The organism is Rhizobium sp. BK251 (assembly GCF_004345245.1).
Taxonomy (GTDB): Bacteria; Pseudomonadota; Alphaproteobacteria; order Rhizobiales; family Rhizobiaceae; genus Rhizobium.
On record NZ_SLUQ01000014.1, the window covers coordinates 54,150 to 69,748 of the forward strand.

Genomic DNA, 15,599 nt, shown 5'->3' on the forward strand with positions numbered 1-15,599 from the left:
CCAATGTCCGAAGCCGTGCCCGTTGTGTTCGTTGTCGACGACGACATTTCCGTCAGAGAATCGTTGGAAGAACTCATCATTGTCGAAGGTTGGAAGGCAAAGATATTCGACTCTGCGGAGGCGTTCCTGTCGCACCCCCGGGAAGCCGTTCCAAGTTGCCTGATTTTGGATGTCAATCTTCCGAAGCTCAACGGCCTGGATGTGCAAAAGCTCGTCGCGCCGGATCGGATCGAGATGCCGATCATTTTCATCACGGGATACGGCGATGTGCCGACGACGGTCCAGGCCATGAAGGCAGGAGCCGTTGAGTTTCTGACAAAGCCATTCAGCGACGAGGTGTTGTTGGCCGCCATTCGGGACGCAATAGATCGTAGCAGCAGCGCGATCGATGGCGAGCACGAAATGCAGCAGCTGAGAGACTGCTACTCTTCGCTGAGCAACCGAGAGCGTGAGGTAATGGCGCTGGTGACGTCCGGGCTCATGAACAAGCAAATCGGCGGCAAACTCGGAATAAGCGAGACAACGGTAAAGGCACACCGCGGCCGGGTGATGCGAAAGATGAAAGTGGACTCCCTTGCGGATCTGGTAACCCTGAACGCAAAACTCGGCCTGGCAACGTCCTAGTGGGCTTCGTCGTGCGAGCCGGAATGCGGCGGCGGCCTCCTTACTTCAGGTTTAAGAAAGAAGATATCCACAACTCGAGGGAACACTTAAAGTGGTAGAAAGGCTCCTGGCCGACCTCGCCTGATTTCATCAAAATCTGGGTACTATCTTAGGGCTTGCAATACACCCTGCATCGCCCGCAAGGGGGCTCTCATAAAGGCTCTCTCGGATCGGGATTAATCCTGAATTTATCATGACATGACGCGGGAACAGGAATAATATACGCAAGGTTTGATTGCAGAAGACTCTGGGGGGCGCAACGTGTCCATCAGTTTAGAAACGAAGCGCCGATCCGGGCGTAATGGACCATCTGTAATCGTTATCGAACATTCCACTCTTGCACGTACAACGATAGTAAAACTTCTCGAGCGGGAACTTGCCGGGTGGAATTTTATCGATATGGTCTCGACCGAGAGTCTCGATATGGCCCTTGGCAAGGACGTGCGTCTTATCGCCCTGGATCTGGCGGGTAGAAGCATAGCAAGCCACAGCCTGCGCGATGACCTGGCGGCTATTGCCGGACGCTTTCCCGAAGTGCCGATCGCGCTGCTTGCGAGCACCGATGATGCCCTGATGGCGTCCCAAGCCTTGCAAATGGGCATCCGTGGTTTCTTCACGACGTCCATCCCGATTGAGGTCGCCCTTGCCGGTCTGCGACTGGTCCTCGCAGGCGGCATATTCTGTCCTCACCCGCTAGGCGCTCTTGCGAGCCACTCGGAGGGACAAATCAAAGCCCAGTCTGGCAGCGAGAAAGTCACGGCTGACCGTACGCATCACACCGAGTTTACGCCTCGGGAAGCGGCCGTGCTTGCCGAGCTGCAGTGCGGCTGCTCGAATAAGGTGATCGCGGGAAAGCTTAACCTGTCGGACCATACGGTCAAAATGCATCTGCAGCATATTATGCGCAAGTTGCAGGTCCAAAACAGGACCGAAGTGGTCGCGCGACTGGGATCCACGGCATTCAATGGGCAGGATATAGGTGATCTGGCTACACCCGATCCCTGGACGCTTTCTCAAGCATCTCGCTGAGTGTCGCCGCCGTCAGCATGGCCTCGGCCAACAGCTTTTTGAGCTTCTGGTTTTCTTCCTCCAGCGCTTTCAGACGTTTGGCGTCGAAGCCAGCATTCTTGAACTGCAGGGATTGCCAGCGGTAAAATGTCGGCTCGCTGATCGCGTGTCTGCGGCATACATCGCTGACCGTCAGCCCCGCCCGGTGCTCCCGAAGAATATCCATGATCTCATCATCATTGAATTTTTTCTTGCCCATTGGCGCCCCCCTTCGAAGAATTCGAGCAGGAATGCAGTGGCCCCGGGGAGGAACGGAAGAGCCAATCTGCATTCGCATTTGTATCGCATGCGCAGCAGCCCGCTGCAGCATCTTTCAATCCTCGCGAAATGCTCTGTTGAAGCTATCGAGAAGCGGTCTCAGTGCGTAGAGCGCCACACTGGTTTTTCCCGTCTCGATCATTGTCTGGGCGGGCATGCCGGCAACAAGCTCCACATCCTTCATTTTTGCCAGGCGCTCGTCGGTCACATGGATCGTCGCCGCGTAATAGGGTTGGCCGGTTTGCTTGTCGACAAGACGGTCGGCCGAAACATATTCCACTATGCCCCTGAGAAGCGGAACGCGCCGTTGACTGTATGGGAGGAGATGAACCTGAGCTTCGAGCCCCGAATGAACGAGATTGATATCCTCCGGCCGGACGTTCGCCGATACCACGAGACGGTCGTCGCGCGGCACAAGATCCACAAGCGGTTCGCCCGCACCGATGACGCCGCCTGCCGTATGGATGCGAAGGTCCATGATCAGGCCATCTTGGGGTGCCCGGATCTCGGTCCTTGTAAGCTGGTCATTGATTGCCCGCAAACGCTCATCCAGTTGCATGACCTGGCTTTCCGTGTCCCTCAGGCTCTGGGCGACTTCGTCCAGTCGATCGCTTCGCAGCTTCACGAGATAGGCCTCCGATTCATTGATCACCTGGTGCGCGCGGGAGATCTGGGCTTCCACTTCGCCAAGCTGGCCACCGATGTCGGCTCTTTCCCGCTGCAGATTGAGAAGCCTGCTCTTCTTCTCAAGCCCCTTGGCATTGAGCGTCGTGACGGTTTCCAGTTCCTGCCGTGAAATTTCGACCCTGTCGACCAGCGCCACCTTCTGCGCGCCGAGCCCGACGATTTCCTGTTCCACCTGCTTCATTTTTTCCTGCGTGATCGCAATCTCGGACTGCATCACCTGACGCCGCGTTTCGAATATCCGCCGCTGCCCGCTGATGACGGTGCTGACGAATACGCTGTCATTCGCTGCCGCCAGAAGATCCCGGGGATAGGTGATTTGGTCACGACCCTCCAGTTCTGCGACCAGGCGGCTGCGCCTGGCCTCGGCGTCCCATAGCTGACCCTGGATGCTGTCGCGCTCCGAGCGTGATTTCGTGTCGTCGAGTTTGATCAGGACTTGTCCGGAGGTAACGACATCGCCGTTCTTGACGAGGATTTTCCGGACGATGCCGCCTTCCAGATGCTGGATGGTCTTGCGGTTGGATTCAGGCTCGACGACGCCCGATGCAATCGCAGCACTATGAAGTGGCGCGAGCGCCGACCATGCCCCGAAACCGATTATAAAGAAGCAGATCAACAGGTTCCCGGTCCAAACAACCGCGCGCAGCCTCGACATCGGCGAGGCCGCAGCCAGTACAATGGCGTCGCCGCCATATGACGGCGAATAATCGAGAATTTTCCCGACCGGATCCGCTCCCTGATTGAATTTGTTCGACCGAACATTGAGCTTCGTGGAACCAGTGTCGATATGAGCAAGGGACATTTCGTTGGATCTCCCTTATGTTCCTGTCGGCGCCGGCGGCTGGAGATAAGTCTCGAATATCTGCTCGCTTTCTCCGACGGCATCGACGGTTCCGTTGCGCATGATGGCGATTTTGTTCGTGACTGGGAGAATTCCCATGCGATGGGTAATGATGACCACCATCATGCCCCTGGAGCGCATCTGCCCGATCGCGTTGAACAGCCTGCGTTCACCGTCGTAGTCCAGGCTCGAATTCGGGTCGTCGAGCACCACCAGGCAAGGGTTTCCATAGGCTGCTCGCGCCAGTCCGAGCTGCTGGCGCTGGGCCCGCAGCAGCAGACCTCCCCCTTCGCCGATATCGGTCTCATATCCTTGTGGCAGCCGCATGATCGTGTCGTGCAGTCCGACGAGCTTGGCCGCCTCGATCGCCTTGCCGGGATCTGCGCCGTCGAGCCGGCCGATGACATCCTTCACGGCACCGCCAAACAATTCGATATCCTGCGGGAGATATCCGACGTGGCGCACGCCGCCGCAGAGACGCAGGGCGGATATGTCGACCCCGCCAAGGAGCGCGCATCCGCTCGTCGCGGGCTGAACGCCCGCCATGATCCGCCCCAGCGTCGACTTGCCGGACCCCGATGGGCCGATGAGCGCTATGCAATCGCCGGGAGCCAACCGCAGATTGACGCCTCTCAATATGGGCCGATCAGTGAACGGCAGCGTATATCCGACATTCTCGAGTATGAGGCCAGTGGCCTCCGGTATGGGTATCATCCGAACTTCGTCCTGCGACGCGACGGCGATCAACATCCGATTGAGACGATTGTAGGCGTTGCGTGCAAAGGCGAAGGAGCGCCACGCGCCGATCGCGCCTTCGACCGGTGCGAGGCCACGGCCAAGCAGGAGGCTCGCGACGAAAATGATCCCTGGGCTGCTGCCATCCTCCAGAACAAGCCACGTAGCCGCCCCCATCATCACGATTTGCGTCAGCGTTCGGATGGATTTCGATATTCCGACTATGATCTCGGTCCGGCGCATAGCGTTATCCTGCGCCCTCCTTGCCGATTCGGCATCGCGATAGACAAGCTGTGCGGCGCCATCCTGCATCCCCATTGCGCGGATGACCTGAAGGTATTTCAGGGCGGTGGCGAACCTAAAATAGCTCCTGGAGAGCGCAAGATTCGCTTGCGCCAGCGGTCTTCGCGTTGCCAATTCAGTCAGGATCGCAAGCAATAAAAGGGCGACCGCGCAGAAGAGTCCAATCGCTCCAAGCACTGGATGAACGAGGAAGAGCAGCAGGAGGAATACCGGAGCCCAAGGCACGTCGAACAGGAGGGAACTCGCCGGCGAGTCGAGAAATTGGCGCAGCGCGGCAAGATCCCTGTAGCAGTCCGCGGCCGCGACGGCATCGGTGCTTGCACCATATTCAAACGACGCGGTGAGAACCACGGGGCGCAGGCGGTGATCCAGCCAACTCCCGATACGGAAAAGCGCTGCCCTACGCACGATGTCCAGCATGGAGCCCACCACGACCGCCACGGCGATGATGAGCGTCAGCATCACCAGCGTGTCAGCGCTGCGGCTCGACAGGACGCGATCGTAGATCTGCAGCAGGTAGATGGAAGGAGCGAGCAGGAACAGATTATAGCCGCAGCTATAAAGGAAAACCAAGCCGAAAGCTCCGAAACAGGCCCGAAGGGCCACAGCCAGATGCGTCGGAGGCCGGTGCAATTGGGCAGGGTTCGTTGTCATTATCAGATCTCGGCGCTCTCGAGACTGAGAAGGCGACGGGTGGTTCAGCCGGTCGAGAAATTATGAGGATCGCCGGCCGGCGCCGGCGGTCCTCGCTGCCGGAACTCATGAGCCCAGATGGTGGAGATCAATGGTTCCGAACGAATTGTCGAAATGGTCCAAAGCATTGCTGACGCTTGTGGTCTCGGTTTCGGTATGCGGGTTGGTATGCATCAGTGCCGTCGCAATGTACCCGCCCACGGCCACCGCGTTGTTGCCGCCATTACCGCCCATGCCGGCGATGATCGTGGCACTCTGATCGGCGACCTGTGTGTTGGTCTGCGTTGCAACCGTCTGTGCGGCTACGGAGACTGCATCAGTACCGCCAGTGAGACCTTGGTTGCCGTTGGATGCGGCATTGCCGCCAGGGCCGCCAGATCCGGTGTTGGAGTTGATGCCGGCCAGGGTGCCGCTCAGCCCTTGAGCAAACCCGCCGGGTCCGCCGCCACCGGCCTCCCAGTCCGCGTGCTGCCAGAAGTGGCTCCCGTTGTGCACGTCGGTGTCTGCGCCATAGACTTTCTGTGTATTCTCTAGGTACGCAGTCGGCTGGTAGAAAATATCGCCATGGTTGTAGCCATTGCCACCATTGCCGGCACTCGCATCGCCGGCGTCGGAGTGATTGAGTTGGACTGTGTCGGATAGTGTCGGAATGGGCATAGCGTGACTCCTCTGCGTCGTTCTGTCCGTATCTCCCACGGCCGGACACCCGGCATATCATTGCCAGGCAAGTTACCGCGATTAAATGGTGCGCGCGAACGTGCTCGCGAACTAGCTAGATATTCGGGGACGTCCCTTTGGCTGGGTATGTTCGGGGGAGGATGTATCCACGCTAAGGGACAGATGACCGTATCCGGCGCTCACCTCGCCGCGCGGGTCGAAACGCGGGAAATCAGGGAGTAGCAATGCTTCGGTGATAGCGTTGCCAAGCCTCAGGCCTGCAGGCTGTGCAGAATATCGTCCACCAGCGCGGAGTGAGCATCCGAAAGATTGCCTTCGCCGCCATGACCGCCAATGCCGCCCGCCTGCAGTGTATGCTGGTCATAGAGAACGTGGTCGATCTGTTGGGCGTCCGCGGTGCCGCCGGCCGGAACGGCGATGTTGATGGGGTGGTAGTAGCCGACGTTGACATCGACCATGCTGCCGTTCGAATACCCCGATCCGCCGCCTCCACCGACGCCCGCGCCAGTGAAAATCGTGTCGGACGACAAGTTGAAGCTGCCCCCGTCGCCGCCGATGCCTGCGATTTGCATGCCGCCCTGAAGGAATTCCACGTTGTTGGTCTGGTGGGCCTCGGCCGCGCCGCCCGCTGCACCGACCGCAATGTTGATCGGAGAGAAGATGGCCACATTCACGTCGACCATGCTGCCGATGAAGGTGCCGTTGCCGCCATGACCGGCATAGTTGTCGCCCGTGAAGGTCAAGGAAGTCCCGTGGCTCTCAGGTGCGCCGCCGCCCGCAAAATTGTGATCTCCGCCAGAACCACCCACGCCGCCGATCTGGGTCGCCCCTTGCAGGAACATGGCGTTATTGCTTTGCTCCGCATGGGCCGTCGAACCCGGACCAAAGGCCACGGCGGTATTGACGGGGGCGAACACGGCGGTATCCGTACTGACAAGACCGCCATAGAATATGCCGTTGCCGCCGCTTCCCGCGTGATTGTAAGACTCTCCGCCACCATCAACAGCAATATTGCCGCTTCCGCCGTGCCCGCCCATGCCGGCCATCTCGACAGCATGCTGGTTGATAAGGGCATCATTTCCTTGATAGGCATCTGCCGATGAATGAGGGCCTGCGATGGCGGCGTTGGATGGCACGAAGACGGCCAAGGTATTGCTGCCGATGGTGCCAATGCTCATTCCGTCGCCGCCGCTTCCCGCCGAATTGTGGCTGGAATCCTGTGCGAACTCGAGCGGAAGCCATGTGGGAACGAGAGCCAGATGCCCTGCATTGGAACTGGAGAGCAGGTTTTGGCTGGAGCTCGCGCTCGGCGCCTCTTCTGACAGGGGACGATTTTCCGCCATCGCCGTCTCTCCATTCTGCCCCAAGCGTGAGCCCCGCTAGCACGCGGGAAATATCGCCCGATACTGAACCCCCATTGTGTAGCCAGTCGACGAAAAAAAAGAGCCTGCAATTCGTCTACGCCCGTTCGGCTAGTACGGCAGCCATTTGACGATCAGACCATTCGAATGTGGCTATACGCAAAATGTGGGGATGCCCCGTTCAAAACCACCGCCGCTTTCTGACCGTTCGTCTTCCGCCGATACCGCGTCATTCAGCACCAAGCGGAATAGGTACTCGTGTCTGAGCAACCACTGCATTGGATGCCCTTGACGCATTGGCATGGGGATTTTCCCGGCCGGGGGTTTCGTTTGGCCTCCATCCGCAGTATTCCCGGCAATCCGTTTTCAGAGCTAGGTTGGCTGCGATTCCCGCGAAGAATGCCTTCGGGAGTTGCCGCCCTGCCACCGCGGCGTTGCGAATCCTGGAGATTAAGTGTGGAAATGATCGCGATTTCGGAACTCACCGCCGAGACCTACTATTGGGCGAGACGCAGGGGCGAAACCGATTGGCAGGTGGTTCGCATCTCGACTGTGTTTGGTGCGAGCAAGGACTACTGGACCGTCGCAAGGACGGGAACGGACATTCACAACATGCCGGAGGAGTACGACTTCCTGGCCGAAGTGCGTCGTCCGACAGGTTGAAGCAGCGTCTATCGTTTCGGATGAACTCGGCGCCTTCACTCGAGGAAACCGTTTGGGTCTTCTCGCGGCAAACCGGTCAGTTCATGCCACAGGACACCCTTGCCAGGGGAATGCCGGCCTCCCGCCGCCGGTGGACTGCCACTCTTCCTCGCGCTGCATGAAGCATGTCGATTTCGTCATGCGACCAGCTGAAGCGTACCAGCAGGCGCTCTTGGCCGGATGGGCAGTGCGAAAGACAAGTGGAGCCCGCCTAGCGGACCCCCAGTTCCTGATCGACGAGCGACAGCCAGTACTTCATGCCGTAGGCAAGCGCCTTGTCGTTGAAGTCATAAGCCGGATGGTGAAGATAGGCGCTGTCGCCGTTTCCAATCAGGATGATGGCTCCGGGGCGTTGCTGGAGCATATAGGAAAAGTCCTCCGCGCCCATCGACTGGGCATAGTTGCTGTCCACCCTGCCCTCGCCGGCCACTCGCTCGGCGGCCGATACGGCAGTCCTGGTCTTCTCTGCATCATTGACGGTCACCGGATAACCCGGCATCCAGGTGATCTCGGCCTCCGTTTCGAAAAGCTTGGCCGTCATTGCCACGATGTCGCGAAAGCGCTGTTCCACGGCCTTGCGCGTGTCCGGCTTCATCGTGCGAATGGTTCCTCCGATCTGGGTCGACGCCGGAATGACATTGAGGGCGCGATCGTTTCCGCCACTCATGTAGGTCACCGAGACGACGACCGGATCAAAGGGGTCGGTGAACCGCGAGGCAATCGACTGAAGCGCCGTGATCAGGTGGGCGCTGACCAGGACCGGATCGCGGGTCAGGTTCGGGGACGCCGCGTGTCCGCCCCTCCCGTTGATCGTCACCAGGAAACGGTCGGCACCGGCCATGAACGGACCGCTGCGGATAGCGAAGGAGCCGACGTCGACACCGGGCTCATTATGCATGCCGTAGACTTCCTCGATACCGAAACGGTCGAGCAGTCCCTCCTGGATCATCACGTGCGCGCCGCCGCCGCCCTCCTCGGCCGGCTGAAAGATCAGCACGACCTTGCCGGTGAAATTCCGATTGGCGGCAAGACACTTCGCAGTGGCAAGAAGCATTGCGGTATGTCCGTCATGGCCACAGGCATGCATCCGGTTCGCGATCTTCGACGCATATGGCAGATTCGTTTGCTCCGACATCGGCAGCGCGTCCATGTCGCAGCGAAGGCCGATCGTCTTTCCCGGTCCCTTGGAACCGTTGATGATCGCGACCACACCGGACTTGGCGATACCGGTCACGATTTCATCGCAACCGAATTCCTTGAGCTTCTCGGAGACGAAGGCGGCCGTGTTCGGCAGGTCAAACAGAAGTTCGGGATATTGGTGGATCTGCTGCCGCCAGGCTTTGGCTTCCTCAGCCACCGCTTCAATATCAAAGTGCAAGGTCATTTGTGGTCTTTCAAAAATGCGCCGGCTGATTTGCCGTTTCTCCACTCGGATGGGTTTCCGAGCTCGGCCTAAATTGAACCGGCCTCTTCCTAGTCGCAGCAAGGCACGCCATGCGCTCGCTTGGCGGGCCCCGATGCGATTGCGCGATACGCGATCATCACGCGGCGCCGTGTTTGTTAGAACGCAATTCCTGCTTCCGCAAGGATGATGCAACTCTCTCCGGAGGGAGTGCTACGGGCCGAGGTGTCGGTCTCGGGGCAGCGACTGGTGCAGCGCTGGGCAATACGGCTATCGGCTTAGCCGTTGGCGTTCCAATGAGAACTTCCATCGCCGCCCTATATCGGAAGATATAGGCCAGGCCGCATCGACCACGGCGCACTACCTATATTCGACAAGCGTCTATCTTTATTGGGCAATTTCCGAAATCGCCTTCCTGCGTAAATTAGTAAATCGAGATAATGCGCGAGACAGGGAGCGGCATGCAGAAGTACTACGTTCACCAAGAACAAGATCTATTCTCGATCATTGATGAAGCAACACAACGCCCAGCGAAGCTGGACGGCGTTTCGTTCTGCCAAATGGGCATGGAAGAAGCTCGGCAGATACTGATAATACTTCGGAGCATCGATGGCGTCCGGCGCGTTTCGACGCGCTACGCTTCATCGGTGAAGAAGATGGCGCGATTGGTGCCTCAAGGCGCCATGCGCTAATCCCCTGCTCCGCGCACAAAGAAGATGCCGGCTAGGCCTGCAAGCGCAAGGCATTGCAGGATGAAAAGTGGCCATTCTGGCGACATGTTGTGTTTCCTCCGTTAGCAGCATCATACAGGAGGAAGTGCAATGTGTATGCACTTTCACTAATAATATGTTGATTTAAGCTGCTGATGATCGACAACCCGATCCTCGATCACCCTTTTCACGATGACGCCGGCGACGCCTGGCGCCGCGTAGCGCTCGGTTTGTTTGCATTTTATTAAACATGTATCGACCGGGTTGCCGATAGGATCGTCGGATTCACGCTGTCATGCGTTAGCTCCCAGCAACTAGTGGGAGACCGACATGACCTCATTGAACACGGTGTTGATCGTTGAGGACGAAGCATTGCTTCGCTTCAGTCTGGCTGATGCATTGGCAAGTTCTGGCTACGCAGTCGTGGAGGCCGCGAACGCACTCGAAGCCGTTGCCGCCCTGGGAATCCACGAAGAGATCGACGCAGTCATCACGGATGTGGATATGCCCGGGCCTCTTAATGGCCTGGACCTCGCAAGGCTGCTCTCGTTGAGCCGTCGGGACCTGGCCCTTATCGTGACCTCCGGCAGAAGCATCGAGGCCGACGCCCTTCCTGACGGAGCGGGCTTTCTGCCAAAGCCCTACGACATCGCCTCTCTCCTGAAGGAAATCAGCGAGCGATCACGCCGTCACCTCACGCGACGGAGGCTCAGCTCTAAGGGAGCAAAGACCTAGTGCTGAGCTGCGGGGATGGAGCCTGTCACGATCGGCGCAGCTGCGTCCCGTCCGAACGGATTCATGCCGACGAGGATCGCCAAAACGAATGCCAGCGTCCAAACGCTGCAGATTTGCCAATATAACCGCATCAGAGGCCCCCGAGGCGCGAACGCAATACATGTCGCGCAACAGGACAATGCATCGCAATCGTCAACGATCGGTTTACGAAATCTCGGAAGCGATGCCGCATGCCTCAAAAACGCTCTTTGGCGCTTTGCTGGGAGCAAGAGTTGCCGACGCTTGCCCATACGGGTCGATCGCCTGTGCCAAATATCCCCTCTCGCGCAGGCTTCTTCTACGGGCGTGGAACAAATGTGAGGCTGATCTGTTGGACAGTCGGGCCAGTACAAACCGGCGCGCTTAACCCTCTTGCCGTCGGACGGCCCACCCCGGCGTGGACCAACACACGCCGGGGCATCTCCGTCGGAAAGGCTGACATCGTCGTAATCGGCTGGCTCATTACGTGCCGAGCGTGCCGCTGGCCGCGTCGAACCATTGTGGACCAAAGCGTGATGGTCACATTGGCACGACGCCTACGCTAACCTTACTGCCAGGCCCCGTTGGGAAGCCTGCCGTGATACGGCGTGTCGCGGCAATGACCCCAGGGACCGAGCCAATAGCCGGGAGGGCACGGGTTCGCAGCCACCGGCGGATAGTATGGATAAGGCTCGTAGTATGGCGCCGGGTAGGCAGGGCGCACCACCGAGGCGCCGAGCGCAGCCCCTGTAGCGAGACCGAGGCCATACCAGCCCGCATTGTTCCAGCCGCGCCAATGGTCGATGAACAGTGCAGCGGGTCCCGTCGCGCCATCGAGGCTTCCCTCAAGAACCGCGACGTCGAAGGTCAGCGTCGTGCCATCGAGCTTCGGCGATTTAAGGGTAACGACGGCGTCGCTCACGTCGGATCCTCCTCCGAGGACGGAAACCGTCGCGTTCGGCGGATCCTGCTCGAAGTTGTCCGGCCCCTCGCCCCACTGCTTGACGAGTTCGTCGGTCCCTAGATGGCCTGCGGCCCTGACCGGCCGATCGGCAAACAGGATGGCGCTCTTGGCTACGCCCGTGAGGGTCAGCTTTCCGCCCTCGAGCTTTGCTCCTTCCGAGTTCACGACCACCAGCGATGAAACCGGCCCCTTCTGCGTCACCTGACCAATGGTCTTCTCCAGGGGAACGTGGGGCTTCTTCGCTGCGTCCTGGGCGAGGACGTTGGCTGCACCGAAAAATCCGAGAGTGCTGGCCAACAGCAGGCAAAATGCTTGTTTGCGTATCATCGATATCTTCCCTGCAATAAGTGATTGTTGTTATCGGACAGCCCTGGATGGGCCGTCTGACGCTAAGGCACGTCCGCCCGCAAGGTATCGCTAAATGAGATCGATTGAAAATACGCCGCCACAGATATATCAGGTCGGCTGATATGATCCCTCGACCTTGCGCGCCGAGGTTTGGGGGTGGGATCGTCATCGACTTCCCACCCTGTGCAGATGTAGCGCCGCAAGCAACGCGAGCCGACAGTCCCTTATGCGGCGGCAAGCCGTAGAGCGCTGGAGCGGCGGGCGCTGCTGATCGCGAAGACCAGCATAGCCAAGGCGGATACCACTGCCGGGATTGAAAAAATCAGGAAGTTCTGTTGGATCGGAAATTCCTTCGCCAGCAATACGCCGCCAAGAGTAGGACCTACGATTGCGCCGATACGGCCCACACCCGATGCCCAACCCAGACCTGTGGACCTGACCGACAGATTGTAGAGCTGTGCCACGCTGGCATAGAGCAGGATTTGCGTGCCGATTGTCGTGGCTCCCGCAACGAAAACCATCAAGAACAGCATCGCCACAGGCAGATCGAAACCGATCAGAGCGATTGAAACAGCAGCGGCAGCAAAGAAGCCGACCACGACCTTGGCCAGACCGAACCTGTCACCGAGCCAGCCGCCCAAGACAGCTCCAACCATGCCTCCAAAGTTGAGGGAGAAGAGGCTCAGCAGACTGGCCCTCTCCGCAAAGCCGGCTTCCTGCAGCACTTTCGGCAGCCAGGACGAAAGAAGATAGACAAGCAAGAGGCAGCAGAAGAATGCCACCCAAAGCATCACCGTACGCAGGGCGCGCTGATGGCGGAACAATTCGAGCATCGACGCCGACGCCCCCTTCGTCTCCGAAAAGACCAGCGTGTCGTTCTTGCCAAGCCGTTCGGTCGGGTAGATCCTCGCATAGATCGCCTTGGCCTGCTCCTGCCGTCCCTGGCGGATGAGGAAGCCGAGTGATTCCGGCAGTTTCCACAGAACGAGCGGAAGCATCAGCATCGGGACCGCGGCAACGAAGAACATCGGCTGCCAGCCATATTGCGGGATCATTCCGATACCGAAGCCCGCCGCAACCATGCCGCCAACCGAGTAGCCGGAAAACATCAGCGCGACCATGGTCCCGCGAAGGCGCTTCGGCGCATATTCGTTCATCAGCGCCACGGCATTCGGCATCAGCCCGCCGCAGCCGAGGCCGGCGATGAACCGGAACACCTTGAACTGCTCCGGCGAACTCGCAAATCCGGTGAGAAGCGTGGAAACGGTGAACAGCAGGAAGCTGATCGCAATGCCTCTCTTGCGTCCGATCCTGTCGGCGAGCGGGCCGAAAATGAGGGCGCCGAACATCATGCCGAACAGCGCCCATGCCTGCAGTGCCCCAGCCTGTGGCTTGGTCAGGCCCCATTCGGAGATAAGAGTGGGCAGGACGGTGCCGGCGACGAAGACATCGTAGCCATCCACGATCAACAGCAGTGCGCACAGCACCACGACCGTCCATTGGAAGCCCCCGAAGGGATTGTTGTCGATAGCGTCATTCACATCGATGTTGCGCATTGTCACTCCTCCCCGAGTCGTTACGCATTCAAATCTCGGCCTTCAGCCGATATCCCCTCCGGCGACCGACAGCACGTTTCCGGTGATGTAGGATGCCTCCTCCGAGGCCAGAAAGAGTATGGGCGCGGCCTGCTCCTCGATCGTCCCGTAGCGCTTCATGAAGCTGGACTGCCTGACCTGCTGCACGACCTCAGCCATCCAGCCCTTTTCGGCCTCGCTGTCGCCGGCAGCATTGCGTGGAACGCGGCGCGGCGGCGCCTCTGTGCCGCCCGGTGCCGTGGCGACGACGCGGATGTTGCGCTCTGCCAGCTCCATCGCCAGCGATTGCGTGATTGCGTTCACACCGCCTTTTGCCGCCGAGTAAGGTACGCGATGGATGCCGCGCGTCGCGTTCGAAGACACGTTGACGATCGTCCCGCCGCCGCGCGCAAAGAGGTGCGGCAGCACCGCATGGCAGCAGTAAAGTGTGGGCATCAGCGAGCGGCGGATTTCCGCATCGATCTGCTGCGCCTCGAATTCAGCGTAGGGCCGCATGCGGATCGCGCCGCCCACATTGTTGATGAGTATGTCGATGCCGCCGAAGGTTTCGGCGGCAAAGCGCATGGCGGCGGTCGCACCCTCATGGGTCTCCAGATCGGCGTTGAAGGCGGCGGTGTTGCCCTCGCCAGCCTCCGCCGCCACGGCCTCGACGAAATCGGCGCGATCGACGAATACGACCCGCCCGCCTTCCTCTGCCGCGCGGATCGCCACGGCGCGGCCGATCCCCTGCGCGGCGCCGGTCACGACCAGCACCTTGCCAGCAAAACGGCCCGCGAAGTGGCGCGTGCTCATGCGGCCTCCTTCGCCGCCGCATTCGGCGTGAACTTCTCGTAATGGAAGCTGCGGGGCTTCACGCCGTTGTCGTCGAAGTGCTTGCGCACGGCATCGACCATCGGCGGCGGTCCGCACAGATAGACGTCGACATCGCCGCCATGGAGCACCTCGGCCGGTATGTGCTGGGTCACCCAGCCCTTGCGCGGATGGCTGGAGGCCTCTTCCGCGACAACGGTGCTGAAGGTGAAGTTGGCAAGCCGCTTCGCGTAGGCCGCGATTTCCTCGACGAGAACCAGGTCCAGGTCCCGGGTTACGCCATAGATGAGATGAACCGGCTGTTGCGAATTCGCGCACGCCAGCACTTCCAGCATCGACAGGAACGGCGCAAGACCGGTACCGCCGGCCAGGAACAGCAACGGCCTCTGGACGTCGCGCAGATAGAAGCTGCCGAGCGGTCCGGTCAGTTCGAGCTTCCTGCCGCTTTCGGCCCGCTCGAGCCAGCTGCTCATCACGCCTCCGGGGATCTTCTTGATCAGGAAGCCGATGCGTCGTGCACCGGGCGCCGTGCTGAAGGAATAGGAACGATGCTGACCGCTGCCCGGCACGTCGATGTTGACGTATTGGCCGGGCAGGAAGGCGGGCGCATGTGCATCGACATCCAGTTCCAGCACGATCGCGGCATCGTTGTGCTGCACCGCATTGGCCACCGTCGCAGAAAACGTCTGCTGGCCGGTCTTGCAGGCAACCGAGGTCGTGGGGACCGCAATGACGCAATCGGAGGATGGCTTCATCTGGCAGGTCAGCACGAGACCGCTCTCCGCCTCGTCAGCAGTCAGCGCATCGTCGATGAAGTCGTCGCCGAGATCGTAACTGCCGCTCTCGGCGCGGCACTTGCAGGTGCCGCACACACCGTCGGAACAGTCCATCGGCAAGTTGATCTTGTTGCGGAAGGCGGCATCGAGAACCTTCTCGCCGTCCTTGCATTCGACGAAGCGGGTCACCCCGTCCTCGAAGTTCAATGCGATGCTGTAGCTGGCCATGGAACCCTCCTCGTCAATTCCCGT

Annotated in this window: 15 protein-coding genes; 5 read left to right on the top strand and 10 right to left on the bottom strand. The window is 59.7% G+C overall.

Annotated elements, in window-relative coordinates; translation table 11 throughout:
* Positions 1-3 precede the first annotated feature (3 nt).
* Positions 4-624 (top strand): response regulator, encoded by a 621-nt coding sequence (locus EV286_RS28660; protein ID WP_132960662.1) that lies wholly within the window; start codon positions 4-6, stop codon positions 622-624.
* A gap of 300 nt (positions 625-924) precedes the next feature.
* A complete protein-coding gene (locus tag EV286_RS28665; protein ID WP_132960663.1) occupies positions 925-1,692 on the top strand; it encodes a response regulator transcription factor in 768 nt (255 codons plus the stop codon).
* On the opposite strand, the gene EV286_RS28670 is transcribed toward EV286_RS28665, so the two are convergent.
* From EV286_RS28670 to EV286_RS28690, 5 genes are all read right to left on the bottom strand, one after another.
* Positions 1,652-1,930, bottom strand: coding sequence for a transposase (locus EV286_RS28670; protein WP_165932973.1), 279 nt, complete (start codon positions 1,928-1,930; stop codon positions 1,652-1,654). The two genes, EV286_RS28665 and EV286_RS28670, sit on opposite strands and share 41 nt — an antisense overlap.
* 114 nt (positions 1,931-2,044) lie before the next feature.
* Positions 2,045-3,478 (bottom strand): HlyD family type I secretion periplasmic adaptor subunit, encoded by a 1,434-nt coding sequence (locus EV286_RS28675; protein WP_132960665.1) that lies wholly within the window; start codon positions 3,476-3,478, stop codon positions 2,045-2,047.
* Positions 3,479-3,493: 15 nt separating this feature from the next.
* Positions 3,494-5,209, bottom strand: a complete 1,716-nt coding sequence (locus tag EV286_RS28680) for a type I secretion system permease/ATPase (protein ID WP_132960666.1) — start codon at positions 5,207-5,209, stop codon at positions 3,494-3,496.
* 105 nt (positions 5,210-5,314) lie between these two features.
* On the bottom strand, positions 5,315-5,905 hold the full coding sequence (locus tag EV286_RS28685; RefSeq protein WP_132960667.1) for a PE-PGRS family protein: 591 nt from the start codon (positions 5,903-5,905) through the stop codon (positions 5,315-5,317).
* A 272-nt stretch (positions 5,906-6,177) separates the two neighbouring features.
* A complete protein-coding gene (locus tag EV286_RS28690; protein WP_132960668.1) occupies positions 6,178-7,269 on the bottom strand; it encodes a hypothetical protein in 1,092 nt (363 codons plus the stop codon).
* A 480-nt stretch (positions 7,270-7,749) separates the two neighbouring features.
* On the opposite strand from EV286_RS28690, the gene EV286_RS28695 reads away from it, so the two are divergent.
* Positions 7,750-7,950 (top strand): hypothetical protein, encoded by a 201-nt coding sequence (locus tag EV286_RS28695; RefSeq protein ID WP_132960726.1) that lies wholly within the window; start codon positions 7,750-7,752, stop codon positions 7,948-7,950.
* A gap of 250 nt (positions 7,951-8,200) precedes the next feature.
* Here the strand turns inward: EV286_RS28695 and EV286_RS28700 are convergent, their stop codons facing one another.
* A complete protein-coding gene (locus EV286_RS28700) occupies positions 8,201-9,373 on the bottom strand; it encodes a M20 aminoacylase family protein (protein WP_165932974.1) in 1,173 nt (390 codons plus the stop codon).
* A 479-nt stretch (positions 9,374-9,852) separates the two neighbouring features.
* On the opposite strand from EV286_RS28700, the gene EV286_RS28705 reads away from it, so the two are divergent.
* Positions 9,853-10,083 (top strand): hypothetical protein, encoded by a 231-nt coding sequence (locus EV286_RS28705; protein WP_132960669.1) that lies wholly within the window; start codon positions 9,853-9,855, stop codon positions 10,081-10,083.
* Between the two features lie 348 nt (positions 10,084-10,431).
* Positions 10,432-10,836 carry a response regulator gene (locus tag EV286_RS28710; RefSeq protein WP_132960670.1) on the top strand — a complete coding sequence of 135 codons (405 nt, stop codon included), beginning with the start codon at positions 10,432-10,434 and terminating at the stop codon, positions 10,834-10,836.
* A gap of 586 nt (positions 10,837-11,422) precedes the next feature.
* Here the strand turns inward: EV286_RS28710 and EV286_RS32335 are convergent.
* The 4 genes from EV286_RS32335 to benC form a co-directional block, all read right to left on the bottom strand.
* Entirely contained in the window at positions 11,423-12,145 is a 723-nt protein-coding gene (locus tag EV286_RS32335; protein WP_245500864.1) for a hypothetical protein, read from the bottom strand.
* A gap of 245 nt (positions 12,146-12,390) precedes the next feature.
* Entirely contained in the window at positions 12,391-13,722 is a 1,332-nt protein-coding gene (locus tag EV286_RS28720; protein ID WP_132960671.1) for an MFS transporter, read from the bottom strand.
* A gap of 42 nt (positions 13,723-13,764) precedes the next feature.
* Positions 13,765-14,553 carry a benzoate diol dehydrogenase BenD gene (gene benD / locus EV286_RS28725; protein WP_132960672.1) on the bottom strand — a complete coding sequence of 263 codons (789 nt, stop codon included), beginning with the start codon at positions 14,551-14,553 and terminating at the stop codon, positions 13,765-13,767.
* Positions 14,550-15,575 carry a benzoate 1,2-dioxygenase electron transfer component BenC gene (benC, locus tag EV286_RS28730; RefSeq protein ID WP_132960673.1) on the bottom strand — a complete coding sequence of 342 codons (1,026 nt, stop codon included), beginning with the start codon at positions 15,573-15,575 and terminating at the stop codon, positions 14,550-14,552. Before benC ends, benD begins: the two co-directional genes overlap by 4 nt.
* Positions 15,576-15,599 lie beyond the last annotated feature (24 nt).

Excerpts from the sequence above, each read along its gene's own strand:
- EV286_RS28660 (WP_132960662.1), top strand. The coding sequence starts at position 4 with ATGTCCGAAGCCGTGCCCGTTGTGTTCGTTGTCGACGACGACATTTCC.
- EV286_RS28670 (WP_165932973.1), bottom strand. The coding sequence starts at position 1,930 with ATGGGCAAGAAAAAATTCAATGATGATGAGATCATGGATATTCTTCGG.
- EV286_RS28675 (WP_132960665.1), bottom strand. The coding sequence starts at position 3,478 with ATGTCCCTTGCTCATATCGACACTGGTTCCACGAAGCTCAATGTTCGG.
- EV286_RS28680 (WP_132960666.1), bottom strand. The coding sequence starts at position 5,209 with ATGACAACGAACCCTGCCCAATTGCACCGGCCTCCGACGCATCTGGCT.
- EV286_RS28685 (WP_132960667.1), bottom strand. The coding sequence starts at position 5,905 with ATGCCCATTCCGACACTATCCGACACAGTCCAACTCAATCACTCCGAC.
- EV286_RS28690 (WP_132960668.1), bottom strand. The coding sequence starts at position 7,269 with ATGGCGGAAAATCGTCCCCTGTCAGAAGAGGCGCCGAGCGCGAGCTCC.
- EV286_RS28695 (WP_132960726.1), top strand. The coding sequence starts at position 7,750 with ATGATCGCGATTTCGGAACTCACCGCCGAGACCTACTATTGGGCGAGA.
- EV286_RS28700 (WP_165932974.1), bottom strand. The coding sequence starts at position 9,373 with ATGACCTTGCACTTTGATATTGAAGCGGTGGCTGAGGAAGCCAAAGCC.
- EV286_RS28705 (WP_132960669.1), top strand. The coding sequence starts at position 9,853 with ATGCAGAAGTACTACGTTCACCAAGAACAAGATCTATTCTCGATCATT.
- EV286_RS28710 (WP_132960670.1), top strand. The coding sequence starts at position 10,432 with ATGACCTCATTGAACACGGTGTTGATCGTTGAGGACGAAGCATTGCTT.
- EV286_RS32335 (WP_245500864.1), bottom strand. The coding sequence starts at position 12,145 with ATGATACGCAAACAAGCATTTTGCCTGCTGTTGGCCAGCACTCTCGGA.
- EV286_RS28720 (WP_132960671.1), bottom strand. The coding sequence starts at position 13,722 with ATGCGCAACATCGATGTGAATGACGCTATCGACAACAATCCCTTCGGG.
- benD (WP_132960672.1), bottom strand. The coding sequence starts at position 14,553 with ATGAGCACGCGCCACTTCGCGGGCCGTTTTGCTGGCAAGGTGCTGGTC.
- benC (WP_132960673.1), bottom strand. The coding sequence starts at position 15,575 with ATGGCCAGCTACAGCATCGCATTGAACTTCGAGGACGGGGTGACCCGC.